This window comes from Sphingobium yanoikuyae, from assembly GCF_013001025.1.
Lineage (GTDB): Bacteria > Pseudomonadota > Alphaproteobacteria > Sphingomonadales > Sphingomonadaceae > Sphingobium > Sphingobium yanoikuyae_A.
This window is the reverse complement of the sequence record NZ_CP053021.1, coordinates 681,347-706,151: the sequence shown is the minus strand read 5'-3', so window position 1 is coordinate 706,151 and position 24,805 is coordinate 681,347. Positions and strand designations below refer to the sequence as shown.

The following is a 24,805-nucleotide window of genomic DNA, read 5'->3' as shown; positions in this document are numbered from 1 at the left end:
CAAGCGTACAACTGCAATGGGGCATGCGGGGTAGATGGGCGAGACGGGATGCGGACCGGATCCGGACGCGGGCTATAGCCTGCCGGCATGGACCTATAGCGATCCCGAATTTTTCGCCGTCGAAACCCGTCGCATCTTCCGCCCGAGCTGGCAGATCGTCGCCCATGACAGCGACCTGCCGGCGCCGGGCGATTTCCATGTGCTGGACTATCTTGGCGAGAGCATCATCGTCATCCGCGGGGATGACGGCGAAGCCCGCGCCTTTACCAACGTGTGCCGCCACCGCGGCGCGCGCCTAGTGGACGGGCCCTCGGGTCGCACCAGAAAGCTGGTCTGTCCCTACCATGCCTGGACCTATGGTCTGGACGGTTGCCTGACGGGCCTGCCGATGGCGGGCAGCTATGGCAATCTCGACCGGTCCAGGCATGGACTTTCCCCCGTCGATATCGAGAATTTCCACGGCTTCCTGTTCGTCCGGCTGGAGGATGATGGCGGACCGTCGGTGGCGCAGATGATGGCGCCCTATATCGACGAGATCGCGCCCTATCGCTTTTCCGAACTGCGCGCGCTTGGCCGCGTCACGCTGCGCCCGCGGGCGGTGAACTGGAAGAATATCGGCGACAATTATTCCGACGGCCTGCATATCGCCGTCGCCCATCCCGGCCTCAAACGGCTGATGGGCGATGGCTATGGCGTCGAAGCCAGCCCCTATGCCGACAAGATGTGGGGGCCGATCCTCGATCGCCCGTCCGCCAACCTGTCCGAGCGCGCCTATCAGCATTTCCTGCCGGCCGTCCCGCATCTTCCGCCCGATCGGCAGCGGCTATGGACCTATTTCAAGCTCTGGCCCAATTTCGCCTTCGACATCTATCCCGACCAGGTGGATTTCATGCAGTGGCTGCCGGTGTCGCCGACGCAGACGCTGATCCGCGAGATCAGCTACGCCCTGCCCGATAGCCGCCGCGAGATGAAGGCGGCCCGCTATCTCAACTGGCGCATCAACCGCCAGGTCAATGCCGAGGATACGGAACTTGTCGCCCGCGTGCAGGCCGGCATGGCGTCGGACAGTTTCACCGTCGGCCCCTTGAGCGACCAGGAAGTCGCGCTGCGCCATTTCTGCGCACGGATGCGCACCATCATTCCGCAGGCGCGTCAGCATCGCGCGCCGAAAATGGGATGGTCTTTCGACTATCATGATTCTCGTCGTTCCCGCGCAGGCGGGAATCCATCCCCCGACCTCGCCTATGGGGAGATGGCTGGAGATGGATCCCCGCCTTCGCGGGGATGACGGCGCTTTTTCGGGGAGGGATATGTTGTGACCAAAGCCTATGACGCCGTCATCATCGGTGCGGGCCATAACGGCCTTGTCTGCGCCTTCTACCTGGCCCGTGCCGGCTACAAGGTGCGCATGGTGGAGCGCCGCGATGTGGTCGGCGGCGCGGCGGTGACCGAGGATTTTCACCCCGGCTTCCGCAACTCGACCGCCAGCTACACGGTCAGCCTGCTCAATCCCAAGGTCATCCGCGACATGAAGCTGGCCGATCATGGCTATCGCGTGATCGAGCGGCCGATCAGCAATTTCCTGCCCCAGCCCGATGGCGGCTATCTGAAGCTGGGCGGCGGGCTGGAGCGAACCCAGGCCGAGTTTGCCCGGTTCAGCGCGCACGACGCCGCCATTCTGCCGGCCTATTATGACGCGCTGGAAGTGGTGGCCGACGTACTGCGCGACCTGGTGCTCAAAAGCCCGCCCAATGTCGGCGATGGCCTGACCATGGTGGTCGAGGCGCTGAAACAGGGCCGCCGCGTCGCCGGGCTCGATATCGAGCAACAGCGTGACGTGCTCGACCTGTTCACCAAATCGGCCCGAACCTTCCTCGACAGCTGGTTCGAGAGCGAGGCGGTCAAGGCCGCCTTCGGCTTCGACGCAGTGGTCGGCAATTTCGCCTCCCCCGACACGCCGGGCAGCGCTTATGTGCTGCTGCACCATGTGTTCGGCGAAGTGAACGGCAAGAAGGGCGCCTGGGGTCACAGCGTCGGCGGCATGGGCACCATCACCCAGGCCATGGCGAAGGTCGTGCAGGCGATGGGGGTCGAAATCAGCCTGGAAGCGCCGGTCGATCATATATTGGTGGATGGCGACCGCGCCGTCGGCGTGAAGCTGGCCAGCGGCGAGGAAGTGATGGGCCCCAGCATCATCGCCAATGTCGGCCCTAAGCTGCTCTATGAGCGAATGATGCAACCGGCCGATCTGCCCACGGACTTTCTGAAGCGGATCAGGGCGTTCAAGGCGGGATCGGGCACCTTCCGCATGAATGTCGCGCTGTCCGCCCTGCCCGACTTTACCTGCCTGCCCGGCATTGGCGAGCATCACCAGTCCGGCATCATCATCGCGCCGACGCTCGACTATATGGACCGTGCCTATCTGGATGCGAAGCGCGACGGCTGGTCGAAGGCCCCCATCGTCGAGATGCTGATCCCCTCGACCATCGACGACAGCCTGGCGCCCGAGGGATGCCATGTCGCCAGCCTCTTCTGCCAGCAATTCGCGCCCGAACTGCCCGACGGGCGAAGCTGGGACGATGAGCGCGAGGCGGCGGCCGACCATATCATCGCCACGGTCGAGGCGCAGGCGCCGGGCTTCGCAAAGAGCGTGATCGCCCGCCAGATCCATTCGCCGCTCGACCTGGAACGCAAGTTCGGCCTGATCGGCGGCGACATCATGCATGGCAATCTGACGCTGGACCAGATGTGGGCGGCGCGGCCAGTACTGGGTCATGGCGCCTATCGCGGGCCGGTGAAGGGCCTCTACATGTGCGGCGCGGGCACCCATCCGGGGGGCGGCGTCACCGGCGCGCCGGGCCATAATGCCGCGCGTGAGGTGCTGAAGGATCGCGCCCTGTGGGGGAAATGGCGCGGCCGGGCCTGATCGGGTCTTTCCCCGCCTTGCCCCAACCGAAAGCCTGGCCTAAAGACCCGGCTCATGCCCGACATCTTCATTCCTGATGCAACGCCCGAGCTGACCGGCCGGGCGCTGTTCCCGCACCGGCACCTGCTGTCGATCGCCGACCTCAAGCCCTGGGAAATCCGTTTCCTGCTGGACGAGGCCGAACATTGGGCCCGCACCAACAAGGGCCAGGCGCGCAAGCATGACGACCGGCTGGCGGGCATGACCCAGATCAACGCCTTTTTCGAGAACAGCACCCGCACTTTGCTGTCGTTCGAGATCGCCGGCAAGCGGCTGGGCGCCGACGTCGTCAACATGGCCGCGGCTACGTCCAGCGTGAAGAAGGGCGAGACCCTGATCGACACCGCCATGACGCTCAACGCCATGGCGGCCGACGTGATCGTCATCCGCCATGCCAGTTCCGGCGCGGTCGCGCTGATCGCGGACAAGGTCGACTGCCCGGTGCTGAACGCGGGCGATGGCTGGCACCAGCATCCCACGCAGGCGCTGCTCGATGCGCTGACCATCCGCCGCCGCAAGGGCGGGTTCGAGGGGCTGGTCGTAGCCATCTGCGGCGACGTGCTGCACAGCCGCGTCGCCCGATCCAACATGCTCTGCCTCGCCGCGCTGGGCGCGCAGGTACGCGCGGTCGCCCCGCCCACCCTGCTGCCGCCCGAGGTCGAGATGCTGGGTGCCACCCCCTATAGCCGGATGGAAGACGGGCTGGATGGCGCCGATGTCGTCATGATGCTGCGCCTGCAGAATGAGCGGATGGACGGCGCCTTCATCCCGTCGGCGCGCGAATATCATGCGCTCTACGGCCTGACGCCCGAACGGCTGGCGATCGCCAAGCCCGACGCGCTCGTCATGCATCCTGGTCCGATGAACCGTGGCGTCGAGATCACCAGCACGGTGGCGGACGATCCCGATCGGTCGGCGATCACCGAACAGGTGGCGATGGGCGTGGCGGTGCGCATGGCGTGCCTGGATGTTTTGACGCGCCAGGCGCGCGGCGTGGAGGGATGGGCGTGAGCATCCCGACCAACAAGGAAAAAGAGATGGGCGTGAGCCGGATCGCAATCGTCAACGGCAAGCTGGCCGACCCGGCGGGCGACGCCCTTGTCCCCGGCACCGTCCTGATCGAGGGTGATCGCATCCTGGCCACCGGCGCGGTCGACATTCCCGCCGACGCGCAGCAGGTCGATGCCGGCGGGCTGGTGGTCGCGCCGGGCCTCATAGACCTGGGCGTCTTCGCCACCGACAAGCCGGCCTTCCACTTCGGCGGCATCACCCGCGCCGCCCTGATGCCCGACCAGCGCGCGCCGCTGGACGAGGTCGGCCTGATCCGCGAAGCGACCCGCGCGGGCAAGCCCGACTTCTGGGTCCACCCGATCGCCGCCGCGACCCGCGGCCTCAAGGGCACGGAAATGGCCGAAATGGGCCTGATGCAGATCGCCGGGGCCAAGGCGGTCGGCACCGGTCGCCAGTGGATCGCCGATTCGGGGGTGATGCTGCGCATCCTCTCCTACGCCTCGGGCCTTGGCCTCACCGTCATCGCCCATGCCGAGGATGGCGGCCTGTCCGCCAAGGCGGTGGCGACCAGCGGCGAGACCGCGACGCGCCTGGGCCTGGCCCATGCCCCGGCCTGCGCCGAGGCGATGGCGATCGCGCGCGACATCATGCTGGCGCGCGAGACCGGCGCCGCCATCCATTTCCGCCTGGTCACGACCAAGGCCGGTTTCGACCTGATCCGCGCCGCCAAGGCGGAGGGGTTGAAGGTCAGTTGCGGTATCAGCCCGGCCTATCTGTTCCTCAACGATCAGGCGATGACCGACTTCCGCACATTCGCACGCCTGTCGCCACCGCTGCGATCCGATGCCGACCGCCATGCCAGCATCGCCGCCGTCGCCGACGGCACGGTCGATGTCATCACATCGGGCCATGATCCACGCGGGCCGGAAGACAAGCGCCTGCCCTTCGCCGACGCGTCGCCCGGAATGGCCGGTGCCGAGACGCTGCTGGCGCTCTCGCTCAACCTGGTGCGCGAAGGCCATGTCAGCCTCAACCGGCTGATGACCCTGCTCAGCGCCAATCCGGCGAAGATCCTTGGCGTCAACGCCGGCAGCTTCGCGCCCGGCAGCGCCGCCGACCTGATCCTGGTCGATCCCGACGCACCATGGATCGTCGATTCGGCGAAGATGGCGGCCTCGGCCGGCAACACGCCGTTCGACAAGGTGCCGGTGCAGGGCCGTGCCCGCCGCATCATGAAAGGCGGGCAGTTCTTCTAAGCAATCTGGCGTTGCGGCCCCACAAATCGTCGCCCTTTGCGCTGCCGCTTGTCCGCATAGAGCCGTGTGTCGGCGACATGCAGGACGGCGGCGGCGTCGGCCCCATCCTGCGGGAAGCTAGCGATGCCGAAACTGCTGCCGACCGACAGGCTGCGCCCCTGCCAACCCACCGGCGCAGCGATCGCCTGCCGGATGCCGGGCATGCGCCGATGCAGGGCGTCGACATCGGTTTCCGCGTCATGGAGCAGCGCAAATTCGTCGCCACCCAGCCGCGCGATGCTCACCGCGTCCGGCATCAAGGCCTGCAACCGACCACCCAATGATGTCAGCAGGACATCCCCTGCCTGATGGCCGTGCAAGTCGTTGCACTGCTTGAAGCCATCGAGATCGGCGAGCAGCACGCTGAAGGCCGCGCCCCGCTCCACCCGCTCTTCGATCGCGCGCATGAAGCTCAGCCGGTTGTCGAGCCCGGTCAGCGCATCGGTGCCGGCCAGCCGCGCCAGGTCTCGCTGCGACACCAGCATCGCCACCGTCTCACGAAACTTCCCCAGCACCAGATTGGCCTGCATCACCGTGACGATCGCCATCATCACCGCCATCGCCCGCACGCCCAGATTGTCATAGAGCGCCATCTTCACCAGAATCGGCAACACCGCCACGCCCATCGCCCCGATCGCCGCGCGCGGCACGCTGAGCAAGGTCGTCGCCGCAACCAGCGCACCAATGCCGATGAACACCGGCGCCACCATGCAATAATAGATTTCGGTTTCAGTGAAGGCGTTGACCGCCCACAGCCCGGCCACCAGTCCAGCCCCGGTCGCGACATGTGCGACCCGCTTCAGGCTGCGCGCCTGCACCCTGGCGTCGGTCGCGATCGGCACGCCGCGCCAGCGCAGCAGGGATAGCGCGCAGGCCAGGAAGATCAGCGCAGGCGGCGTCACCTGTTGCCACAAGGGCAGATCGCCCATCACCGCAAGCGCCATCGCGACGGCGTTGGCCATGATCAGCAGGCACAAAAGCGGCAGCGCCTGATGGAAACGGCGATATTGGGTATCCAGCACCGCATCGTGCGCGCTGTCCGGCACCGGTGCCGTGAACGGGCCGTCCCAGCCCTTCAGCCGCTGTTGCCAGCGCTTTTCCGCCACTTGTCCGCTCCCTGCCGCCTCGCTGCGAGCGGCCGTTGGTAGCGAAAGGGGGTTAATCCTCCAACAACGGGAAACCCTAACCGGGGAAAACCATGAGAGAGGCGAATCAGGGAACCCTATCGCCGTTCAGGCGCTACCCCTGTTCAGCAGGGGATATGCATGACCGAAACGATCGCCCAGCAGGTGCATGCCAATGCGCCTTGGAAAATCCCGCCGCGTGCCTGGTGGGAGATATTGAAGCGCGTCTATGCCGCCATGTCAGCCAATCATCTGGGCCTGCTGTCCGCCGGTGTCGCTTATTATGCCTTCCTGTCGATCGCCCCACTGCTGGCCGCCGTCGTCCTCACCTACGGCCTGGTTGGCGATCCGCAGATCGTCGCCCGCCATATGCAGGCGATCATCACCGTCGTGCCCGCCGATGCCGCCCAACTGATCAACGACCAGTTGCTGGGGATGGTCAGCGCGCGCAAGCCGGCGATCGGGTTCGGCCTGTTCCTGGCGCTGGGCCTGGCAGTATATGGCGCGACCCGCGCCGCGTCCGCGATCATGGAGGCACTCAACATCGTCTATGCGCAGAAGGAGGGGCGCAACATCTTCGCCTTCTATCGCGTGTCGATGGGAATCACCTTTTCCGCCGTGCTGGTGGTGGTCGCCGGCGTCGTGACCGCGACGATCATCGGCCTGCTCCAGAAATTACTGACCAACTGGGGACCGGGCGTGCTGTTCGCGATCAAGGCGGCGACCTGGATCTGCGCCGGCCTGCTCGCCAGCAGCATCTTCGGCCTAATCTACCGCTTCGGCCCGCATCGTCGCCGGGTGCAATGGCAATGGCTGACCGTGGGATCGATCGCCGCGACGCTGTTCTGGCTGGTGGCGACGCTGGGCGTCTCCTTCTACGTCTCGACCTTTGGCGATTACAACAAGACCTATGGCTCGCTGGCCGCCGTGGTGATCCTCCAGCTCTGGCTGTTCGTCTCCGCCTATATCGTGCTGCTGGGGGCCCAGATCAACGCGGAAGCCGAGCGTCAGACCAGCGCGCATATTCTTGTTGAAGAAGTTGCATAAAGTCGCTTGCCCTCCCCGATAGGCCACGCTAAAGCGCCCTCCTTCGCTGGCTCGGGCCAGTGCAGGAGTGTAGCTCAGTTGGTAGAGCGTCGGTCTCCAAAACCGAATGCCGTGGGTTCGAGTCCCTCCACTCCTGCCAAGCGAACTAGCCGCGAACCTTGAACAATCACGGGTTCGCGGCTAAGTGCGCTTAGCGAAGTACGGGTCGCGAAGCGCGACCGCACCCCCAAACGCTGAACATGGCGGGATCGGGAGGGCGGACTGTTGCTTCGCGCTTTGGTGTTGATTTTGAAGGTGAGCAGACAGCGCGATGGCGAAGACTTCTCCGAGTGAGTTCGTCAATCAGGTCAAGACCGAATGGTCGAAAATTGCGTGGCCGACCCGTCGCGAAACATTGATGACCGCCGTCCTGGTCGTCATCATGACCTCATTGCTTGGCATCTTCTTCTTCGGTATCGACACCTTCTTCGGTGCGATCGTCCAGTGGCTGCTGAGCCTCGCATCGGGTCGTTGAACGCTAGGCGTTCAAAAGGGAGTTTAAGACGGTAACATGGCGCGCTGGTACATCATCCACGCCTATTCGGGCTTCGAGAACAAGGTCAAGGAATCGATCCTGACCGAGGCCGAGCGCATGGGCCTGTCGCAACTGGTCGAGCAGGTCGAGGTTCCGACCGAGACCGTGACCGAAGTGAAGCGCGGCAAGAAGGTCCAGGTCGAACGCAAGTTCATGCCGGGCTATGTCCTTGCCAAGCTGGCGATGAACGACGACGTCTATCACCTCGTCAAGAATACGCCCAAGGTCACCGGTTTCCTGGGTTCGTCGGGCAAGCCCCAGGCGATCAGCGAGAGCGAAGCCGCCCGCTATTTCGGCGCCCAGAAGGAAGCCGCCGCCGCCCCGAAGCACAAGGTCAATGTCGATTACGAAATCGGCGACAGCGTCAAGGTGCTGGACGGCCCCTTCGCCAGCTTCAACGGCGTGGTCGAGGAACTGGATTTCGAAAAGAACCGGGTCAAGGTGTCGGTGTCGATCTTCGGTCGCGCCACCCCGGTGGAACTGGACTTCGAACAGGTCGAACTGTCGAAGTAACCAGCCGCCGCAAGGCTGTTCAAAAAGGGTCGCCCGCTTTTCAGCCGGCGGCCCTTTTTGTTGGGGAAGCCCTGCGCTTTCGGCCGAATCGGCCGAATGACAGACTCCCCCTTCCCTTTGGACAAGAAGGTCGCTATAGGGCCGCGCTTCCATGCCTCCCCACGGGGCGGCTGGACATGTGCGGGAGGTTCCCTTGCGGGAGCCGTTAGACCGCTAAACTTGAACCGGTGAATCTGTCCGCAGATTCGCCAGCTATAGAGTGAGTGAAAATGGCCAAGAAGATTACGGGCTATATCAAGCTCCAGGTGCCCGCCGGAGCCGCCAACCCCTCGCCGCCGATCGGCCCTGCCCTGGGTCAGCGCGGCGTGAACATCATGGAATTCTGCAAGGCGTTCAACGCCTCGACGGAAAAGATGGACAAGGGCACCCCGCTGCCGACCATCATCACCGTCTATGCGGACCGTTCGTTCACCTTCGTGACGAAGCAGCCGCCGGCCACCTACCTGATCAAGAAGGCCGTCAACCTGAAGTCGGGCTCGAAGGAGCCGGGCAAGGTCGTCGCTGGCAAGATCACCCGCGCCCAGCTCGCCGAAATCGCCCAGGCGAAGATGGCTGACCTGAACGCGAACGACATCGACGCTGCAACGAAGATCATCGAAGGTTCCGCTCGCGCGATGGGCCTCGAAGTGGTGGAGGGCTAAGACCATGGCAAAGCTGACCAAGAAGGCAAAGGCCCTGGCGACCGCGATCGACCGCGAAAAGCTGCACGGCGTTGACGAAGCGCTGGGCCTGATCAAGACCCACGCCACTGCCAAGTTCGACGAAAGCGTCGAAATCGCGATCAACCTGGGCGTTGACCCGCGTCACGCCGACCAGATGGTCCGTGGCGTCGTCACCCTGCCCGCCGGCACCGGCAAGGACGTTCGCGTCGCCGTGTTTGCCCGCAACGACAAGGCTCAGCAGGCGCTCGACGCCGGTGCCGACATCGTGGGCGCCGAAGACCTGCTCGAATCGATCCAGGCCGGCAACATCGACTTCCAGCGCGTCATCGCCACCCCCGACATGATGGGTCTGGTGGGTCGCCTGGGTAAGGTTCTGGGCCCCAAGGGCCTGATGCCGAACCCGAAGCTGGGCACCGTCACGCCGAACGTCGCCGAAGCCGTGAAGGCCGCCAAGGGTGGTCAGATCGAATTCCGCGTCGAAAAGGCCGGCATCATCCACGCTGGCCTCGGCAAGTCGAGCTTCTCGGCTGAAGACCTGCGCAAGAATTTCGACGCGTTCGTCGACGCGATCGTCAAGGCGAAGCCCTCGGGCTCGAAGGGCAAGTATGTCCGCAAGATCGCCCTGTCGTCGTCGATGGGTCCGGGCGTGAAGGTCGACGTGGCCGAAGTCGCCTCGATCTGATCCCGCTGGGATAAGAATTAAAGGGGCCGCCTTCCCTCCTTGCGGGGGAAGGCGGCCTTCTTATTTTATAGGACCAGCCGCTCACTCAAGAAGCGGCCCGAGGGCCACAAGGCCGGGCAAAGGGGCATTCGCCGCCTGCGCCATAGGGGGACACCCCTCCACCGCCGGCGATGTCGACGGTCCCCCTCCCCCGACAAGGGGAGGATTTTGGAACCAGGGACGCGACCTACCCCTGGGCTCTCCACGGCGGGAGCATGGCAGGTCTTCATGTATCCGTCGGGAATGGCGGGTCGCTTTACCGATGGAAAACGAAAAAATGTCTTTTGAACATCTCCCCTCCATGCTCGCCCAGGCGCTGACCACCAAGGGTTATGAGAGCCTGACCCCGGTCCAGTCCGAAGTGACGCAGGACGAAGCGCAGGGCCGCGACCTGCTAGTGTCGGCACAGACCGGCTCGGGCAAGACCGTCGCCTTCGGCCTGGCCATGGCCGCCGAACTGCTGACCGGCGGCGACAAGCTGCCCGTCGCCGGCCTGCCGCTGGCGCTGGTGATCGCGCCGACACGCGAACTGGCGCTGCAGGTCAGCCGCGAGCTGGAATGGCTCTATGGCGCCGCCCGCGCCCGCATCGCCACCTGCGTCGGCGGCATGGACGCCGCCAAGGAACGCCGCGCGCTCAGCCATGGCGCCCATATCGTCGTCGGCACCCCCGGCCGCCTGCGCGACCATCTGGAACGCGGCGCACTGGACCTGTCGGGAATGCGCACCGTCGTCCTCGACGAAGCGGACGAAATGCTCGACATGGGCTTCCGCGAGGATCTGGAAGGCATTCTTGACAGCGCGCCGGAAGATCGCCGCACCCTGCTCTTCTCCGCCACCATGCCCAAGCCGATCGTCGCGATGGCCAAGCGCTATCAGTCGGACGCGCTGCGCATCTCGACCGTGGGCGAAGAACGCGGCCATGGCGACATCAGCTATCAGGCCGTCACCGTCGCCCCGTCGGACATCGAGAATGCGGTGGTCAACCTGCTGCGCTATCATGAAGCCGAGACCGCGATCCTGTTCTGCGCCACCCGCGACAATGTCCGCCACCTGCATAGCAGCCTGACCGAGCGCGGCTTCGCCGCCGTGGCGCTGTCGGGCGAGCATAGCCAGAATGAGCGCAACCACGCGCTCCAGGCGCTGCGCGACAAGCGCGCCCGTGTCTGCGTCGCCACCGACGTTGCCGCACGCGGCATCGACCTGCCCAGCCTGACGCTGGTGGTCCATGTCGAACTGCCGCGCGACGCCGAGACGATGCAGCACCGTTCGGGCCGCACCGGTCGCGCCGGCAAGAAGGGCACTGCCGTCCTGATCGTCCCCTATCCGCGTCGCCGCCGCGTCGAATCGATGCTGCGCGGCGCCAAGATTCCGGTCGAATGGGGCACCCCGCCCAGCAAGGAAGCGATCCTGGAACAGGACAATGCCCGCCTGCGCTCGACCCTGATGGAAAAGGCCGAGCTGGACGAGGCCGACTGGGCGCTGGGCGCCGAGCTGCTGGCGGAAAAGTCGGCCAAGGAAATCGCCGCGATGCTGGTGAAGAGCGCCCGCGCCTCGCTGCCCGCGCCCGAGGAACTGCTGGACCGCAGCGAAGCCCCGCCGCGCCAGGAAGGGCCGCGTCCGGGCTTCGAGGACACCCAGTGGTTCCGCATGGACATCGGCCGTCGCCAGAATGCCGATCCGCGCTGGATCCTGCCGCTGATCTGCCGCCGCGGCCATGTGTCGCGCGGCGACATCGGCGCGATCCGCATCACCACCAACGAAACCATGTTCGAAATCCCGCGCGCGATCGCCAGCCGCTTCATGTCGGCCGTCAAGCGCTCGGGCGAGGCCAATGACGAGGGCGCCGACGTGGCGTTCGAGATGATCGACGGCGCCCCGCGCGAGCAGGCCCGCGACAATCGCCGCCAGGGCAACCGCTCGAACGACCGTGGCCCGCGTCCGGCCGGTTACGCCCCCCGCCCCTTCAAGGGCGGACCCAAGCGCCCCGGCGGTCCGCGCAAGCCGCGCGGCTAAGGCCGGCGACAGGACGTCCTGAAAAGGGCGGTGAACGATCGACCATCGTTCACCGCCCTTTTTCTTTGTCCCTCAGCCGACGCCGCAAAGCTGCAGCATGCGCCCGGCCAGTTCGCGCTCGCCCATCACGACATGGCGCACGCACAGCGCTTCGAGATGCGCGACCTCGGCATCGCTATGGGCGCGGGCGATCACCTGCAAATTGGGGTTGAGATGGCGGGCATGCTCGTTGATCGCGCCGCCCTCAAACCCTTCGGGCACGGCGATCAGCAGATAGCGCGCCTCGCATATGCCTGCAGCCAGCAGATGCCGGTCCTCCAGCGCATTGCCGCGCACCACCGACAGGCCAGCCTCTTCCGCTTCCTCGACCCGTTCGGGATCGCCCTCGATCACCACGAACTGGACATGGCGCTCGGCCAGGCGCTTGGCGATCAGCTTGCCGACGCGGCCATAGCCGACCAGGATGACATGGCCGAGGCGCGGCTGATCGGTCGCGGTGTCGGCCTGCGTCTCATCCTCCTCCTTCTTGTGATCGCGCACGATCAGCGAGAAGAGGATCGGGTTGATGAAGATCGACACGATCGCACCGGCAAGGATCAGATCGCGCGCCTCAGCCGGCAACACGCCCAGCCCCGCCCCCAGCGACGCCAAAATGAAGGAAAATTCGCCGATCTGCGCCAGGCTGGCGGCGATCGTCAGCGCCGTGACATTGGGATGGCCAAAGGCACGGACGATGCCCCAGGCGGCGATCGACTTGCCCACCACGATGATGAGGACAGTGGCCAGCAGCGGCAGCGGCTGCTCGATCACCACAGACGGATTGAACAACATGCCGACCGACACGAAGAACAGCACCGCAAAGGCGTCGCGCAGCGGCAGCGTCTCCTCGGTCGCGCGGCGGCTGAGCGGGGTTTCGCCCAGGATCATGCCGGCAAAGAAGGCGCCCAGCGCAAAGGACACGTCGAACACGATGGCGGCACCGAAAGCGACACCCAGCGCAATCGCCAGCACGGCGAGGCGGAACAGTTCGCGCGATCCGCTATGCACGACCCAGTGCAGCGCCCAGGGGATGAGGCGGCGGCCCACCACCAGCATCAGCACGACGAAACCGACGACCTTGAGCAGCGTGCCGATCAGCGGCGCAATCAGCGCGCTCGCCCCGCCGCCCGCATCGGCATTGTTCATCACCCCCGCCAGCGCCGGCAGGAGGACGAGGGCAAGGACCATCACCAGATCCTCGACGATCAGCCAGCCGACCGCAATGCGCCCGCGCCGGGTTTCGACCAGGTCCGCCCCCTGCAGCGCACGCAGCAGCACGACCGTGCTGGCGACCGACAAAGCCAGGCCAAAGACCAGCCCGCCCATCAGCGGCCAGCCCATCAGATAGCCAAGGCCCATGCCGAGCAGGGTCGCGACCGCGATCTGCACGATCGCGCCTGGCACGGCGATCGCCTTGACCGACAGAAGATCCTTGAGCGAGAAATGCAGGCCGACGCCGAACATCAGCAATATGACGCCGATTTCGGCCAGTTCATTCGCCAGGCCGCTATCGGCGACGAAGCCGGGGGTGAAGGGGCCGACCATGATGCCGGCGACCAGATAGCCGACCAGCGGCGATAATTTCAGGCGATGGGCAATGGCGCCCATGATGAAGGCCACGACGAGGCCGGCAACGATCGTCCCGATAAGGGGCGTGTGGTGGGGCATGAAATTCCTTCCCTGTCCGCCGGCAGCAGAGCTTCATCCTGCCGCCGGCGCGGAACATTGTCTATTATTCGACGATGCCGAGCATCGCGATCGAGAGCAGGGCGCCGGCGGCGCCGAGCCCTGCCATGACGACGGGCATGAACCAGCCGGGCGGATTGCGCCGGCCACCGCGCATCTTTCTTTTGCGGGGCATGATCTCAATTCCTTCTGTCTGACGGACGCCCGCCATGGCGGGCGGGAAAAATGTCAGAGGAAGGCGGGCGGGGCGCGGGCGCGCCGACTCCGCGCGCGAAGATGGCTGTAGTGGCGTGCGAGCAGCGGCAGGGGCGCGTCGGGCGCCAGACGGCGCCAGGAGAGCATGAGGGCGAGCGCCGTCGCCAGCAGCCAGGGCAAGGCCACCCCATCCCCATCAGGGCGGGGGGCACGGGCCAGATGCGGCGCGGGCAGCGAGCGCGCCTTGAGCACCACGCCGGTCGTGGCGGAACTGAAGGCGGAGCCATTGAGCTTGCTGGAAGGCGGACCGTCCGGCGCGATCGCACACAGAAGCGCGACCAGGATCGCAGCCCACAGCGATGCGATGAAGGGCAGCCTGCCCTTGCCGGTCGCATCCTGGGGATGTAATCTGCTCATCGGCGCTTATATTCCCTTCCATCACCGATGTAGGAAGACTAAGAGCCAAAAACCAGCCCACAAGCTGGGCCCATGGCGGTTGACAGAATCGAGTCATTCCACTACCGGGCCACATTCCCGCGCGGGTCGAACAGGCTTTTTGTCCTCGACGATCTGCGTAAAGCAGATTTGAACGAGAAGAGACCAAGCCATGTTCGCTATCGTGCGCACGGGCGGCAAGCAGTATCGCGTCGCCGCCGGAGATAAGATCGTCGTTGAAAAGCTCGCTGGCGAAGCCGGCGACAAGGTTACGCTGGACGACGTCCTGCTGGCCGGCGAAGGCGGCGACCTGAAGGACGCAGCCAAGCTGACCGTCGCAGCCGAAATCATTGCGCAGGCGAAGGGCGAAAAGGTCATCGTCTTCAAGAAGCGTCGTCGTCACAACTATCGCCGCAAGAACGGCCACCGCCAGAATCACACGATCCTCAAGATCGTGTCGATCGCCTGAGCGCAGCTTAGATAAGGAGTTTAGGTCATGGCACATAAGAAAGCTGGCGGTTCGTCGCGTAACGGTCGCGATTCTGAGTCGAAGCGCCTTGGCGTGAAGAAGTTCGGCGGTCAGGAAGTGATCGGCGGCAACATCATCATTCGCCAGCGCGGCACCCGCGTATATCCCGGCCGTAATGTCGGCATGGGCAAGGATCACACCCTCTTCGCCCTGGGCGAAGGTCGCGTCGTGTTCCACGACGGCAAGCTCGGCCGCAAATATGTATCGGTCGACGCGGTAGCCGCGGCAGCCGAATAACGGACGATCGATGACGGGTCGTCCTTCGCAAAAGGGACGTCCCGCCTGATCGGTTGCGCACATAAGTGCGTCGATCGGGATCGAGGGAAAAAAGGGCGCCCCTTCACAGGGAGCGCCCTTTTTCCGTTCTGACGAACATCACCGGGCACTCCTCCCGATTTCCCTCAAACCTCTGGAACTACTGGCCTTCTCGCGCGTCGTGCGGGCGGGGCTCAGCCAGAGAAGACCGTCGTCAAGCCGTCATGATTGGCAGCTATTGGCGCGCACGAAGAGGAGAGACGTGAATGTTCGCCCGTACCCCCCGCCTGCTGCTGCGGCCAGGCTGGATGGAAGATGCCCCCGCCCTGGCCCAGGCCATCGGCAATGACGCGGTCCTGCGCAATCTGAGCCGCGCCCCCGCCCCCTATGGCCTGGCCGATGCCGAAGCCTTCCTGGCACTGCCGCAGGATTCGCGCATGCCGCGCCTGCTGGCCTTCACCCGCACCCAGGGCGCGCCGCGCCTGGTGGGCGGCTGCGGCATCCATGAGGCCGAGGATGGCACGCCGGAACTGGGCTACTGGATCGCCCGCCCCTATTGGGGCCTGGGCTTCGCCACGGAGGCGGCCCGCGCCGTCATGAGCATCGCCCGCGCGCATAATCTGCCGGCAGTCCGCGCCGTCCATTTCGCCGACAATCGCGCGTCGGGCCATGTCCTGCGCAAGATCGGCTTCCGCGCCAACGGCACGGTCGAGCGGCGCTACAGCCCCGCTCGCGGGGCCGAGGCCGACTGCCTGGTCTTCGACGAGGGCGAGGCCGCCCGCATGAGCGTGGACTTTGCGATGGACCTATATGGCGACGCGCTGCCGGCGCTTGCCGCTTGACTGAAGTGCGCGGGCGCCGATCAGGGCGCCCGCCCCTCACCCCTGACGGAGCCGATCGAAGACACGGGTCGGAGCGCCATGGAAATCGACTTCGGCAAGCGCAGCAAAGCCCAGTTTCTCCGCCACCTTGATCGACCCGCCATTGTCGGGCGCGATGATGCAGCGGATCGACGGCGCCGCCAGATGCGCATCGGTCCAGGCAAAGATCGCCGCCATTGCCTCGGTCGCGATACCGCGCCCCCAGGCGGCCGGCCCCAGCACCCAGCCCGCCTCCGGCACGCCGTCCAGTTCGGCCAGCCCCCGCGCCGCGCTCAGCAGCCCGGCCTCGCCCAGCAATTCGCCATTGGCGCGATCCTCGATCGCCCACATGCCATAGCCGAGCAGCGCCCACATGCCGGCATAGCGCAGGATGCGGAACCACACCGCCTGCGCATCGAGCGCCGCGCCGCCGATGAAGCGCACCACGTCCGGATCGGCCCATAGCGCCTGGCACGCGGGATAATCCTCCACCCGGTGCGGGCGCAGGATCAGGCGGTCGGTGGTGAGGATGGGTGCATCGGTCATCGCCAATCTATGGGCGGCCGCGCAGGGGCCGGTCAAGCGACCCCGCACATGGCTATGGCCTTCCCCCCGCCCCTGTGTCATGGGCAAGGCACGTTGCCCGAACCGATCCCCCTCAAGCGCTCGCGCCTCAGCCCCGACGAAAGTCGCCTGATTGCGCTGGAAGCCGCCCGCGACCTGCTGCTGGAAGCGGGGCCGCAGGCCGTCACGCTGAAGGCGGTGGGCAATCGCATCGGCCGCACCCATGCCAATCTACTCCATCATTTCGGATCGGCCGCCGGCCTGCAGAAGGCGCTCGCGGGCTATCTGGCCGACGCGATCACCGCCACGATCGGCGACGCGGTGAACGCCGCCCGGCGCGGTGAGGTCGAACCCCGGCGGATCGTCGACATGACCTTCGACGCGTTCGACGCAGGCGGCGCCGGCGCGCTGGCCAGCTGGATGCTGGCGTCGGGCAATGAGGATGCGCTCGACCCGGTGGTGGATGCGATCCACCGGCTGGTCGACAAGCTGGCCGCCACGGCGCTGCGCCCGCAACTGGCCGAGGTGATCCGCGACAATACGCTGATGCTGGTCCTGCTGGCGCTGGGCGATTCGCAGATGGGCGGCCCGATGGCCGCTGCGCTGGGCCTCAATCGCGAGAAAGCGCGCGAACTGGCGGCCCGCAGCCTGTTGTCCGCCCTGACCGAAGAAGCCCGGTTGACGGCGACGGCGAAAGTGTCGCAAGCTAAGGTTTAATTTTGCCCAAGAAGACGCTATGGGCGCGCCATGCATTTTCTCGATCAAGCAAAAATCTATATCAAGTCCGGCTGGGGCGGTCCCGGCGCGGTCAGCTTTCGGCGTGAAAAATATGTCGAATATGGCGGCCCGGACGGCGGCAACGGCGGCAAGGGCGGCGACATCATCTTCGAGGCCGTGGCCGGCCTCAACACGCTGATCGACTTCCGCTACACCCAGCATTTCAAGGCGCAGCGCGGCATGCCCGGCATGGGCAAGAACCGCTATGGCGCCGGCGGCAACGACCTGGTCGTCAAGGTGCCGGTCGGAACCCAGATCCTGTCCGATCCCCAGCCGATCGAGGGGACCGAGGACGAAGACGGCTATCCCGAATATGAGGAACAGGAAATCCTGGCCGACTTCACCGAGGTGGGGCAACGTGTGAGCTTCCTGCGCGGCGGCGACGGCGGCCGCGGCAACCTGTCCTACAAGACCAGCACTAATCGTGCGCCGCGCCAGCATGGCACCGGCTGGCCGGGTCAGGAAATGTGGGTCTGGCTGCGGCTCAAGCTGCTGGCCGATGTCGGCCTGGTCGGCATGCCCAACGCCGGCAAGTCGACCCTGATCAACCAGGTGACGAACACCAAGGCGAAGGTCGGCGCCTATGCCTTCACCACCACCAAGCCGCAGCTTGGCGTGGTGCTGCACCGTGATCGCGAATTCGTGCTGGCCGATATTCCCGGCCTGATCGCGGGCGCGGCCGAGGGCGCGGGCATCGGCGACCGGTTCCTGGGCCATATCGAACGCTGCCGCGTGCTGCTGCACCTGATCGACGCGACCGGTGACGATCCGGTCGAAGCCTTCCGCATCGTCACCGACGAACTGGCTGCCTATGGCGGCGGGCTGGACGAAAAGCCGCAGATCGTGGTGCTCAACAAGGGCGACCTTCTGGGCCAGGAACTGATGGAAGACATTGCCGAGCAGCTGCGCGAGCAGGCCGGCGTGGAAGATGTCTTCATCATCTCCGGCGCGACCGGCGAAGGCGTCACCCCGTTGCTCGACGCCGTGCTGGAAATGCTCGACGAGGATCGTGAAGAGGACGACGCCGACGACAGCGACGGCGAAGCCACCTGGTCGCCGATCTGAACGGATCACCCCGCCCTCCTATTCAGTAGCGATCATGACCGACACTCTGTCCGGCTTTCCCCCTGCCCTGGTCCGCCGCCTGGTCATCAAGATCGGGTCGGCGCTGCTGGTCGATCCGGCCGGGGAAGTGCGCGTCGACTGGCTGCGCACGCTGGTGGCCGATGTCGCCGCGCGCAAGGCGGCCGGGCAACAGGTCATCATCGTGTCGTCGGGCGCGATCGCGCTGGGCGCGCGCCGGCTGAAGCTGCCCAAGGGCGGGCGCGGCAGCCTGGAGGATGCGCAGGCGGCGGCCGCCACCGGCCAGATCGCCCTGTCGCAATGCTGGGCCAGCCTGCTGCATGAAAAGGGCATCACCGCCGCGCAGATGCTGGTGACGCTCGACGATCTGGAGCATCGCCGCCGCTATCTCAACGCCTCGGCCACGCTGGAGCGGCTGATGGCGCTCGCCGTCGTGCCGGTGGTGAACGAGAATGACAGCGTCGCCACGGCGGAGATCCGCTTCGGCGATAATGATCGCCTTGCGGCGCGCATCGGACAGGCGGCACGGGCCGACGCGGTTGTGCTGCTGTCGGACGTGGACGGGCTTTACACCGCCAACCCGCACGCCGATGCGAATGCCATGCTGATCGAGAGGATAGAGCGCATCGACGCGCGCATTGCCGCCATGGCCGACACCGGTTCGGCTTCGGGCATGGGATCGGGCGGCATGGTGTCGAAAATCCAGGCGGCCCAGATCGCCACCGGCGCCGGCGCCCATCTCGCCATCATTTCGGGCAAGGTCGACGCCCCGCTCAGCCATTGGGCCAATGGCGGCCGCGGCTCCATCTTCCTGGCCGCCGAAAGCCAGGGCGCGCGCAAGGGCTGGCTCTCGGGCCGCCTCACCGTGCTCGGCCGGATCATCGTCGATGCCGGCGCCGAAGCGGCGTTAGGCAAGGGCAACAGCCTGCTCCCTGCCGGCGTCGCGCGGGTCGAGGGTGTGTTCGCGCGCGGCGACGTGGTCGACATTCTCAATCAGGACGGCCGGGTGATCGCCCGTGGCCTCACCGAATATGACAGCGAGGCCGCCGCGAAGATCGCCGGCCGCCGCAGCGAGGACATTCCCGCCCTGCTCGGCGAAATGTCCCGCACCGTGCTGGTCCATCGCGATCATATGGCGATGGTCTGACCTATTATGTCCCTTAGAATTGCCATGACCGGCGCGACGGGTTTCGTCGGCGCCGAAACGCTCGATCAGGCGCTTGCCGCCGGTCTCCAGGTCAACGCCCTCACCCGCCGGGCGCAGCCACCCCGCGCCCATCTCAAATGGGTACCCGGCTCGCTCGACGATGCCGCCGCGCTCGACACGCTGGTGCGCGACGCCGATGCCGTGATCCATATCGCGGGCGTGGTGAACGCACCCGACCGCGAGGGGTTCGAGGCGGGCAATGCGCGCGGCACGATGGCGGTGGTCGACGCCATGCGCAAACGCGGCGTGCGCCGCCTCGTCCATGTCTCCTCGCTCGCCGCGCGCGAACCGGGCATGTCGGACTATGGCTGGTCGAAGGAACTGGCCGAACGCCATGTGAAGGCCAGTGGCCTCGACTGGACGATCGTGCGCCCGCCCGCCATCTATGGCCCCAATGACCAGGAGATGCTGGAGCTGTTCCGCATGGCCAAGCGCGGCATCATGCTGCTGCCGCCCGGCGGCCGGCTGTCGGTGATCCATGTCGCCGATCTGTCCCGCCTGTTGCTGACGCTCGCCTGCGAAAAGGAACAGAGCCAGACCCGCACCTATGAGGCGGACGATGCGACGCCCGGCGGCTGGGACCATCAGGAATTCGGCCAGGCGATCGGCCGGGCCGTGGGTCGCAATGTCCGCACCTTCGCGACGCCGCAATGGCTGCTGGCGACCGCCGCCCGGCTCGACCGGCTGGTGCGCGGCCGCAACGCCAAGCTGACCCCCGACCGGGTCGATTATTTCTGCCATCCCGACTGGGTCGTCGCCAAGCGCAAGCAGCCGCCCAAGCGGCTGTGGACGCCGCAGATCCCGACCGAGGAAGGGCTCAAGGCCACGGTCGAAGCCTATCGCGCCAAGGGCTGGCTGTAGCCCGCCCAAGGACACGAGTCCGCGCGGGTCACGACCGAAGTTCATAGTGTAAACGGCCTTTTCGGGGCATTTGCACCTGCTTCGCCCTCATGATGCACCGCCCACGCGCCGGTAACGCGCCATGGCAGGTTCGGCAGACGCGCCCGGCGCGCGCCGACAAGGCCCCACCCGCGCACCTGCGCAGCGACAGCGACGCCCCCGTCGCGCGCCAGTTGCATGGATAGCGGAGGCAGGATGAGCGGCAGCGTCATGCCCCAGCTTAGAACAGGGGCAGAGCTGTAGGACAGCGGCATGCGGGATTGACGGAGCGAGTTTCGACCATCTCCCGTCGTTGCGAGCGGAGCGAAACAATGACGATGTCAGGCCTTGACGACTGACGACCAGGAGCGGCTGTAAAATCCTCCCCTGCAAGGGGAGGGGGACCACGAAGTGGTGGAGGGGTGTCGCCCTATCGAGAGGGGAAGCCCCCCTTCCGTCTGGCCTTCGGCCAGCTACCTCCCCTTCCTGGGGAGGATGGTCTCAAAGCTACCAGTAGCAGACATGTAGCGGCCTGCGCGCTAGGTTGTCCAAGGATGCCTCCTGTGGCCATATTGCTGCTTTGGACCGTCCAAGTGGCATCAGCTAGATCGGTGGATACGCCCGAGCCCAAGCGAAGCGCTTCGCCAACTGCAGCTTAGGGCTCCAAATACATCGACCATAACGCAAAAAGGCTCTCTCGCTATATAATGGCACGTTAAGCTTCAGCCCCATCCTTCCACGAGCAATCAATGCTGGCAGCGCTATAGATGAGCCATCGCACGGGCGTAAAACACTGCCCTAGATTTCATTTCGACAGCGTGACATATTTTTTAACGCGGTGATAACGTCTCTCTGGGGGGAGGGGGCATGAGTAAAACTGGCACAGAAGGAAATGATGAATGGGGGCAGCCCACTGAAACACGTTCCATCAAGTTGGACGGATCAGTATCCGCTTTTGATATCGACAGCTTCGCGACTTCCAACAAGGTCAAAATAGGAAAAGTTTCCGCCAGATGGATTGAGGCGGATAAATGCTGTCATGAGCATAAAATTAATTCTGAGTGGAAAATTGCTGTCGAGAGATAGATTCAAGATCAGTTAAAAATTAATGCAAATTATAATTTAATTTCTCATGGATGGGGGATGGTTATCGGCGAATGTGAATTGTGGGAAAATCACCCAAAAGGATTTAGATGCCGCGGAACTTTGTGCGGATCTGTGTGGGCTTGCTTCCAACGCGATGAACCTTCCTGACAATGATACGCAGCTTTTTTGATCCTGTATTATTATAAATTAGCCGACTCCTGGGCTCTTCAGTGCTACGCATCGTGGTCGTACCCGAAATGCGCTCCATTATGCGACCAGGCGCAATCACAAGCCTTGGACCGCGGGTGAAAATTCGGTCAGTCCGCTTCCCACCCACCCCGGTCACGCCGCAGGATCGGACTCCGCCGGCTTCTGCGCGCGCTGTTCATCGACAAATTCGCTGATCGCCTTGCCGCTAGCGTTGAGCAGCGGATAGGTGCGGGCGTCGGACAGCCAGTCGGGGCGGCGTGCGCCGCTGCCGTAGAATGTGTCGTAGACCAGGGAAAAGGCGAGGAAGACCAGGGTCGCGCCAATCAGGCCCTTGATCGCGCCGAAGCCGCCGCCCAGCACCCGGTCGATCGGGCCGAGCACCGACTGGCGGGTACGCTGGCCGATCGCGCGGGCGAGCAGCTTGCCAGCGCCAAAGGTGACGGCGAAGATCAGGAATAAGGCCAGCACTGCCGCCCCGCTCTCGCTGCCGACGAAGCTGGTCAGCAATTCGGTGACGGAAGCATGGAACAGGCTGATCGCGAAAATGCCCGCGACCCAGGCGATCAGTGACAGGGTTTCGGTCACGAACCCGCGCAGCAGACCGAATATGGCGCAACCGCCGATGAGGAGGAGGACGAGGATATCGACGGCGTTCATGCCGCGCTGGCTATCCGCGCCCGAGCATCTGGTCAACCAGCTGTGCAAGGGTGCGGAAGCCGCTGACCGAAATCCCCTTCACCCCGTCCGCGCCCGACGCCGGCACGAAGGCCCGGTTGAAGCCCAGTTTCGCCGATTCACGGAGCCGCAGCGGGGTGTGCGAGACCGGCCTGATCTCGCTCGACAGCGCAATCTCGCCGAACAGCACGACATCGGCGGGCACCGGCCGTTCCGACAAGGCCGACATCAGGGCAGCCGCGACGGCGAGGTCGGCGGCCGGATCGGACAGGCGATAGCCGCCCGCGACATTGAGATAGACTTCGCAGGTCGAGAAGCTGAGGCCGCAGCGCGCCTCCAGCACGGCGAGGATCATCGCCAGCCGGCCGCTGTCCCAGCCGACCACCGCGCGCCGGGGAGTCGCCCCGCTCGACAGCCGCACCACCAGCGCCTGGATCTCGACCAGCACCGGCCGCGTCCCTTCAAGCGCGGGGAAGACGGTGGCGCCCGTCACCGTCTCGTCGCGATTGGTGAGGAACAATGCGGACGGATTGGCAACCTCCTCCAGCCCTTCGGCAACCATCGAGAAGACGCCGATCTCGTCGGTGCCGCCGAAGCGGTTCTTGATCGCGCGCAGGATGCGATATTGGTGGCTGCGCTCGCCCTCGAACGCCAGCACCGTGTCGACCATATGCTCCAGCACGCGCGGGCCGGCGATGCTGCCATCCTTGGTGACATGGCCGACCAGGATCAGCGCGGTGCCACGCTGCTTGGCGAACTTGATCAGTTCCTGGCTCGACGCGCGCACCTGGCTGACGGTGCCGGGCGCCCCCTCGATCAGGTCGCTGTGCATGGTCTGGATCGAATCGATGATCAGCAAGGCTGGCGGCACGCCGTCGCTCAGCGTCGTCAGGATATCGCGCACCGATGTCGCGCTCGCCAGCTGCACCGGCGCATTGCCCAGGCCCAGCCGCTGGGCGCGCAGCCGCACCTGGTCCGACGCCTCCTCGCCGCTGATATAGGCAACGGTCAGCCCGCGCGAGGCGACCCGCGCCGCCGCCTGCAGCAGCAGGGTCGACTTGCCAATGCCCGGATCGCCGCCGATCAGCGTGGCCGATCCCGGCACGATGCCGCCGCCCAGCGCCCGGTCAAACTCGGCGATGCCAGTGCTGGTGCGCGAAGGCAGTTCCACCTTGCTGTCGAGGCCGATGAGCGTGATCGCCCGGCCGCCGCCCTGCAGGTCATGCTTGGCGGAAAAGACCGTCTCGGCCGCTTCCTCGACGATGCTGTTCCATTCGCCGCAGTCATCGCACTGCCCCTGCCACCGGCCGGAGACGGTGCCGCATTGCTGACAGACGAATTTGCGCTTTGCCTTGGCCATGGTCCACGCATAACAGAACATAAAAGGAACACAAACGCGATCTTGCATCGAGGCTGGAAACCCCCGCGCCGCTGGCGCATTGAAGCAGCATGTCCGCCACGATCCGCGTCGCTAGCTATAATATCCGCAAGGCCATCGGTACCGACCGCCGCCGTTCACCCGAGCGGGTGATCGACGTGCTGAACGAGGTGGATGCCGACATCATCGCGCTGCAGGAGGCCGACCGGCGCTTCGGCATACGCTATGCCGCGATCCCGCCGCTGCTGCTCGAGCGCCAGAGCGGCTACAAGCCGGTGCCGCTCAATGTCCAGACCGACAGCATGGGCTGGCACGGCAACGCCATCATCGTCCGCAAGGAGGCGGAGGTCGCCGCCTATGACGTGCTGCACCTCCCTTGCCTGGAACCGCGCGGCGCGACCATGGCGGAGGTCGGGATCAAGGGCGCGAATCTACGGGTGTTCGGCATGCATCTCGACCTGTCGGGCCTGTGGCGGCGCAAGCAGGCGGCGGCGGTGATCCATGCCGCGGCACAGGGCCATGCCCTGCCGACGGTATTGATGGGCGATCTCAACGAATGGAGCGCCGAACGCGGTTGCCTGGCCGACTTTGCCCGCCATTACAGCTTCGCCCCCTGCGGCCGCAGCTTCCACGCCCGCCGCCCAGTCGCTCGGCTCGACCGGATCATGCATTGCGGCCGCATCCGCCTGGTCGACAGCGGCGTCCACGAAAGCGCCGCCGCGCGCAAGGCGTCGGACCATCTGCCGATCTGGGCGGAGTTCAAGCTGGGGTGAATGCGGGCGCGTGTTGGGGGGGGACGGCAGAGGGTCTGAAGACGACCAGAATCTGACGTTCCTAGTTCCTCCCCAAGCTTGCTTGGGGAGGTGGCAGCGCGAAGCGCTGACGGAGGGGCAATGGCGCGACCTCATCTACTTGCCCCTCCACCGCCTTCGGCGGTCCCCCTCCCCAAGCAAGCTTGGGG

General features: G+C 65.5%; 26 protein-coding genes and 1 tRNA gene. 20 read left to right on the top strand and 7 right to left on the bottom strand.

Annotated elements, in window-relative coordinates; all coding sequences use genetic code 11:
- Positions 1 to 34: 34 nt before the first annotated feature.
- Genes HH800_RS03750 through HH800_RS03735 form a run of 4 tightly spaced genes read left to right on the top strand, consistent with a single transcriptional unit; the run spans position 35 to position 5,232 of the window.
- Entirely contained in the window at positions 35 to 1,288 is a 1,254-nt protein-coding gene (locus HH800_RS03750; RefSeq protein ID WP_169860223.1) for an aromatic ring-hydroxylating oxygenase subunit alpha, read from the top strand.
- A gap of 27 nt (positions 1,289 to 1,315) precedes the next feature.
- Positions 1,316 to 2,926, top strand: a complete 1,611-nt coding sequence (locus tag HH800_RS03745) for a phytoene desaturase family protein (protein WP_169860222.1) — start codon at positions 1,316 to 1,318, stop codon at positions 2,924 to 2,926.
- A 54-nt stretch (positions 2,927 to 2,980) separates the two neighbouring features.
- Positions 2,981 to 3,976 (top strand): aspartate carbamoyltransferase catalytic subunit, encoded by a 996-nt coding sequence (locus HH800_RS03740; protein ID WP_017499831.1) that lies wholly within the window; start codon positions 2,981 to 2,983, stop codon positions 3,974 to 3,976.
- Positions 3,977 to 4,008: 32 nt separating this feature from the next.
- A complete protein-coding gene (locus tag HH800_RS03735) occupies positions 4,009 to 5,232 on the top strand; it encodes a dihydroorotase (protein WP_136186743.1) in 1,224 nt (407 codons plus the stop codon).
- On the opposite strand, the gene HH800_RS03730 is transcribed toward HH800_RS03735, so the two are convergent.
- Complete coding sequence (locus tag HH800_RS03730; RefSeq protein WP_169860221.1) at positions 5,229 to 6,377, bottom strand: sensor domain-containing diguanylate cyclase; 1,149 nt, start codon at positions 6,375 to 6,377, stop codon at positions 5,229 to 5,231. The genes HH800_RS03735 and HH800_RS03730 overlap by 4 nt on opposite strands.
- 159 nt (positions 6,378 to 6,536) lie before the next feature.
- Between HH800_RS03730 and HH800_RS03725 the strand changes: the two genes are divergently transcribed.
- From HH800_RS03725 to HH800_RS03695, 7 genes are all read left to right on the top strand, one after another.
- Positions 6,537 to 7,442 carry a YihY/virulence factor BrkB family protein gene (locus tag HH800_RS03725; RefSeq protein WP_169860220.1) on the top strand — a complete coding sequence of 302 codons (906 nt, stop codon included), beginning with the start codon at positions 6,537 to 6,539 and terminating at the stop codon, positions 7,440 to 7,442.
- Between the two features lie 63 nt (positions 7,443 to 7,505).
- A tRNA-Trp gene (locus HH800_RS03720) sits at positions 7,506 to 7,581 on the top strand.
- A 171-nt stretch (positions 7,582 to 7,752) separates the two neighbouring features.
- Positions 7,753 to 7,956 (top strand): preprotein translocase subunit SecE, encoded by a 204-nt coding sequence (gene secE / locus HH800_RS03715; RefSeq protein WP_169860219.1) that lies wholly within the window; start codon positions 7,753 to 7,755, stop codon positions 7,954 to 7,956.
- 36 nt (positions 7,957 to 7,992) lie between these two features.
- Entirely contained in the window at positions 7,993 to 8,529 is a 537-nt protein-coding gene (gene nusG, locus HH800_RS03710) for a transcription termination/antitermination protein NusG (protein ID WP_004207894.1), read from the top strand.
- Between the two features lie 269 nt (positions 8,530 to 8,798).
- Entirely contained in the window at positions 8,799 to 9,230 is a 432-nt protein-coding gene (gene rplK, locus HH800_RS03705; protein WP_004207895.1) for a 50S ribosomal protein L11, read from the top strand.
- Between the two features lie 4 nt (positions 9,231 to 9,234).
- Entirely contained in the window at positions 9,235 to 9,933 is a 699-nt protein-coding gene (gene rplA / locus HH800_RS03700) for a 50S ribosomal protein L1 (protein ID WP_004207896.1), read from the top strand.
- Positions 9,934 to 10,249: 316 nt separating this feature from the next.
- Positions 10,250 to 11,986, top strand: a complete 1,737-nt coding sequence (locus tag HH800_RS03695; protein ID WP_004207897.1) for a DEAD/DEAH box helicase — start codon at positions 10,250 to 10,252, stop codon at positions 11,984 to 11,986.
- 72 nt (positions 11,987 to 12,058) lie between these two features.
- Here HH800_RS03695 and ybaL read toward each other — a convergent pair whose 3' ends face one another.
- From ybaL to HH800_RS03685, 3 genes are all read right to left on the bottom strand, one after another.
- Positions 12,059 to 13,693: a YbaL family putative K(+) efflux transporter gene (ybaL, locus tag HH800_RS03690; RefSeq protein ID WP_169860218.1), complete on the bottom strand. Its 1,635-nt coding sequence runs from the start codon at positions 13,691 to 13,693 to the stop codon at positions 12,059 to 12,061.
- A gap of 64 nt (positions 13,694 to 13,757) precedes the next feature.
- Positions 13,758 to 13,886 (bottom strand): hypothetical protein, encoded by a 129-nt coding sequence (locus HH800_RS29325; RefSeq protein ID WP_257211493.1) that lies wholly within the window; start codon positions 13,884 to 13,886, stop codon positions 13,758 to 13,760.
- Between the two features lie 53 nt (positions 13,887 to 13,939).
- The gene (locus HH800_RS03685) at positions 13,940 to 14,323 is read right to left on the bottom strand and encodes a hypothetical protein (protein WP_169860217.1); all 384 of its coding nucleotides are present in this window, start codon (positions 14,321 to 14,323) and stop codon (positions 13,940 to 13,942) included.
- 190 nt (positions 14,324 to 14,513) lie between these two features.
- Between HH800_RS03685 and rplU the strand changes: the two genes are divergently transcribed.
- From rplU to HH800_RS03670, 3 genes are all read left to right on the top strand, one after another.
- Positions 14,514 to 14,810, top strand: a complete 297-nt coding sequence (gene rplU, locus HH800_RS03680; RefSeq protein WP_004207901.1) for a 50S ribosomal protein L21 — start codon at positions 14,514 to 14,516, stop codon at positions 14,808 to 14,810.
- A 27-nt stretch (positions 14,811 to 14,837) separates the two neighbouring features.
- The gene (rpmA, locus tag HH800_RS03675) at positions 14,838 to 15,107 is read left to right on the top strand and encodes a 50S ribosomal protein L27 (RefSeq protein WP_004207902.1); all 270 of its coding nucleotides are present in this window, start codon (positions 14,838 to 14,840) and stop codon (positions 15,105 to 15,107) included.
- Between the two features lie 284 nt (positions 15,108 to 15,391).
- The gene (locus tag HH800_RS03670) at positions 15,392 to 15,967 is read left to right on the top strand and encodes a GNAT family N-acetyltransferase (protein WP_010336322.1); all 576 of its coding nucleotides are present in this window, start codon (positions 15,392 to 15,394) and stop codon (positions 15,965 to 15,967) included.
- A gap of 36 nt (positions 15,968 to 16,003) precedes the next feature.
- Here HH800_RS03670 and HH800_RS03665 read toward each other — a convergent pair whose 3' ends face one another.
- Positions 16,004 to 16,531 carry a GNAT family N-acetyltransferase gene (locus HH800_RS03665; protein ID WP_010336321.1) on the bottom strand — a complete coding sequence of 176 codons (528 nt, stop codon included), beginning with the start codon at positions 16,529 to 16,531 and terminating at the stop codon, positions 16,004 to 16,006.
- Positions 16,532 to 16,585: 54 nt separating this feature from the next.
- On the opposite strand from HH800_RS03665, the gene HH800_RS03660 reads away from it, so the two are divergent.
- The 5 genes from HH800_RS03660 to HH800_RS03640 all read left to right on the top strand — a co-directional run bounded on the left by HH800_RS03660 (position 16,586) and on the right by HH800_RS03640 (position 21,581).
- Entirely contained in the window at positions 16,586 to 17,266 is a 681-nt protein-coding gene (locus tag HH800_RS03660; RefSeq protein ID WP_169863219.1) for a TetR/AcrR family transcriptional regulator, read from the top strand.
- A gap of 30 nt (positions 17,267 to 17,296) precedes the next feature.
- Complete coding sequence (gene obgE, locus HH800_RS03655) at positions 17,297 to 18,391, top strand: GTPase ObgE (protein WP_017499840.1); 1,095 nt, start codon at positions 17,297 to 17,299, stop codon at positions 18,389 to 18,391.
- Positions 18,392 to 18,425: 34 nt separating this feature from the next.
- The gene (proB, locus tag HH800_RS03650; RefSeq protein ID WP_169860216.1) at positions 18,426 to 19,556 is read left to right on the top strand and encodes a glutamate 5-kinase; all 1,131 of its coding nucleotides are present in this window, start codon (positions 18,426 to 18,428) and stop codon (positions 19,554 to 19,556) included.
- Between the two features lie 24 nt (positions 19,557 to 19,580).
- Entirely contained in the window at positions 19,581 to 20,477 is an 897-nt protein-coding gene (locus HH800_RS03645; RefSeq protein ID WP_080727163.1) for an NAD-dependent epimerase/dehydratase family protein, read from the top strand.
- 885 nt (positions 20,478 to 21,362) lie between these two features.
- Positions 21,363 to 21,581 (top strand): hypothetical protein, encoded by a 219-nt coding sequence (locus tag HH800_RS03640; RefSeq protein ID WP_169860215.1) that lies wholly within the window; start codon positions 21,363 to 21,365, stop codon positions 21,579 to 21,581.
- Between the two features lie 342 nt (positions 21,582 to 21,923).
- Here HH800_RS03640 and HH800_RS03635 read toward each other — a convergent pair whose 3' ends face one another.
- Complete coding sequence (locus tag HH800_RS03635) at positions 21,924 to 22,448, bottom strand: CvpA family protein (protein ID WP_169860214.1); 525 nt, start codon at positions 22,446 to 22,448, stop codon at positions 21,924 to 21,926.
- 10 nt (positions 22,449 to 22,458) lie between these two features.
- Positions 22,459 to 23,826: a DNA repair protein RadA gene (radA, locus tag HH800_RS03630; protein WP_161731773.1), complete on the bottom strand. Its 1,368-nt coding sequence runs from the start codon at positions 23,824 to 23,826 to the stop codon at positions 22,459 to 22,461.
- An 89-nt stretch (positions 23,827 to 23,915) separates the two neighbouring features.
- Between radA and HH800_RS03625 the strand changes: the two genes are divergently transcribed.
- Positions 23,916 to 24,617: an endonuclease/exonuclease/phosphatase family protein gene (locus HH800_RS03625; protein ID WP_169860213.1), complete on the top strand. Its 702-nt coding sequence runs from the start codon at positions 23,916 to 23,918 to the stop codon at positions 24,615 to 24,617.
- The last annotated feature ends 188 nt before the right edge of the window (positions 24,618 to 24,805 follow it).

Bases quoted from the DNA above. Each gene is read 5' to 3' on its own strand.
- HH800_RS03685 (WP_169860217.1), bottom strand. From the start codon at position 14,323: ATGAGCAGATTACATCCCCAGGATGCGACCGGCAAGGGCAGGCTGCCC.
- rplK (WP_004207895.1), top strand. From the start codon at position 8,799: ATGGCCAAGAAGATTACGGGCTATATCAAGCTCCAGGTGCCCGCCGGA.
- rplU (WP_004207901.1), top strand. From the start codon at position 14,514: ATGTTCGCTATCGTGCGCACGGGCGGCAAGCAGTATCGCGTCGCCGCC.
- rpmA (WP_004207902.1), top strand. From the start codon at position 14,838: ATGGCACATAAGAAAGCTGGCGGTTCGTCGCGTAACGGTCGCGATTCT.
- secE (WP_169860219.1), top strand. From the start codon at position 7,753: ATGGCGAAGACTTCTCCGAGTGAGTTCGTCAATCAGGTCAAGACCGAA.
- radA (WP_161731773.1), bottom strand. From the start codon at position 23,826: ATGGCCAAGGCAAAGCGCAAATTCGTCTGTCAGCAATGCGGCACCGTC.
- HH800_RS03660 (WP_169863219.1), top strand. From the start codon at position 16,586: ATGGCCTTCCCCCCGCCCCTGTGTCATGGGCAAGGCACGTTGCCCGAA.
- HH800_RS03665 (WP_010336321.1), bottom strand. From the start codon at position 16,531: ATGACCGATGCACCCATCCTCACCACCGACCGCCTGATCCTGCGCCCG.
- HH800_RS03635 (WP_169860214.1), bottom strand. From the start codon at position 22,448: ATGAACGCCGTCGATATCCTCGTCCTCCTCCTCATCGGCGGTTGCGCC.
- HH800_RS03695 (WP_004207897.1), top strand. From the start codon at position 10,250: ATGTCTTTTGAACATCTCCCCTCCATGCTCGCCCAGGCGCTGACCACC.
- rplA (WP_004207896.1), top strand. From the start codon at position 9,235: ATGGCAAAGCTGACCAAGAAGGCAAAGGCCCTGGCGACCGCGATCGAC.
- HH800_RS03740 (WP_017499831.1), top strand. From the start codon at position 2,981: ATGCCCGACATCTTCATTCCTGATGCAACGCCCGAGCTGACCGGCCGG.
- obgE (WP_017499840.1), top strand. From the start codon at position 17,297: ATGCATTTTCTCGATCAAGCAAAAATCTATATCAAGTCCGGCTGGGGC.
- nusG (WP_004207894.1), top strand. From the start codon at position 7,993: ATGGCGCGCTGGTACATCATCCACGCCTATTCGGGCTTCGAGAACAAG.
- HH800_RS03645 (WP_080727163.1), top strand. From the start codon at position 19,581: ATGACCGGCGCGACGGGTTTCGTCGGCGCCGAAACGCTCGATCAGGCG.
- HH800_RS03670 (WP_010336322.1), top strand. From the start codon at position 15,392: ATGTTCGCCCGTACCCCCCGCCTGCTGCTGCGGCCAGGCTGGATGGAA.
- HH800_RS03625 (WP_169860213.1), top strand. From the start codon at position 23,916: ATGTCCGCCACGATCCGCGTCGCTAGCTATAATATCCGCAAGGCCATC.
- proB (WP_169860216.1), top strand. From the start codon at position 18,426: ATGACCGACACTCTGTCCGGCTTTCCCCCTGCCCTGGTCCGCCGCCTG.
- HH800_RS03640 (WP_169860215.1), top strand. From the start codon at position 21,363: ATGAGTAAAACTGGCACAGAAGGAAATGATGAATGGGGGCAGCCCACT.
- HH800_RS03750 (WP_169860223.1), top strand. From the start codon at position 35: ATGGGCGAGACGGGATGCGGACCGGATCCGGACGCGGGCTATAGCCTG.
- HH800_RS03725 (WP_169860220.1), top strand. From the start codon at position 6,537: ATGACCGAAACGATCGCCCAGCAGGTGCATGCCAATGCGCCTTGGAAA.
- ybaL (WP_169860218.1), bottom strand. From the start codon at position 13,693: ATGCCCCACCACACGCCCCTTATCGGGACGATCGTTGCCGGCCTCGTC.
- HH800_RS29325 (WP_257211493.1), bottom strand. From the start codon at position 13,886: ATGCCCCGCAAAAGAAAGATGCGCGGTGGCCGGCGCAATCCGCCCGGC.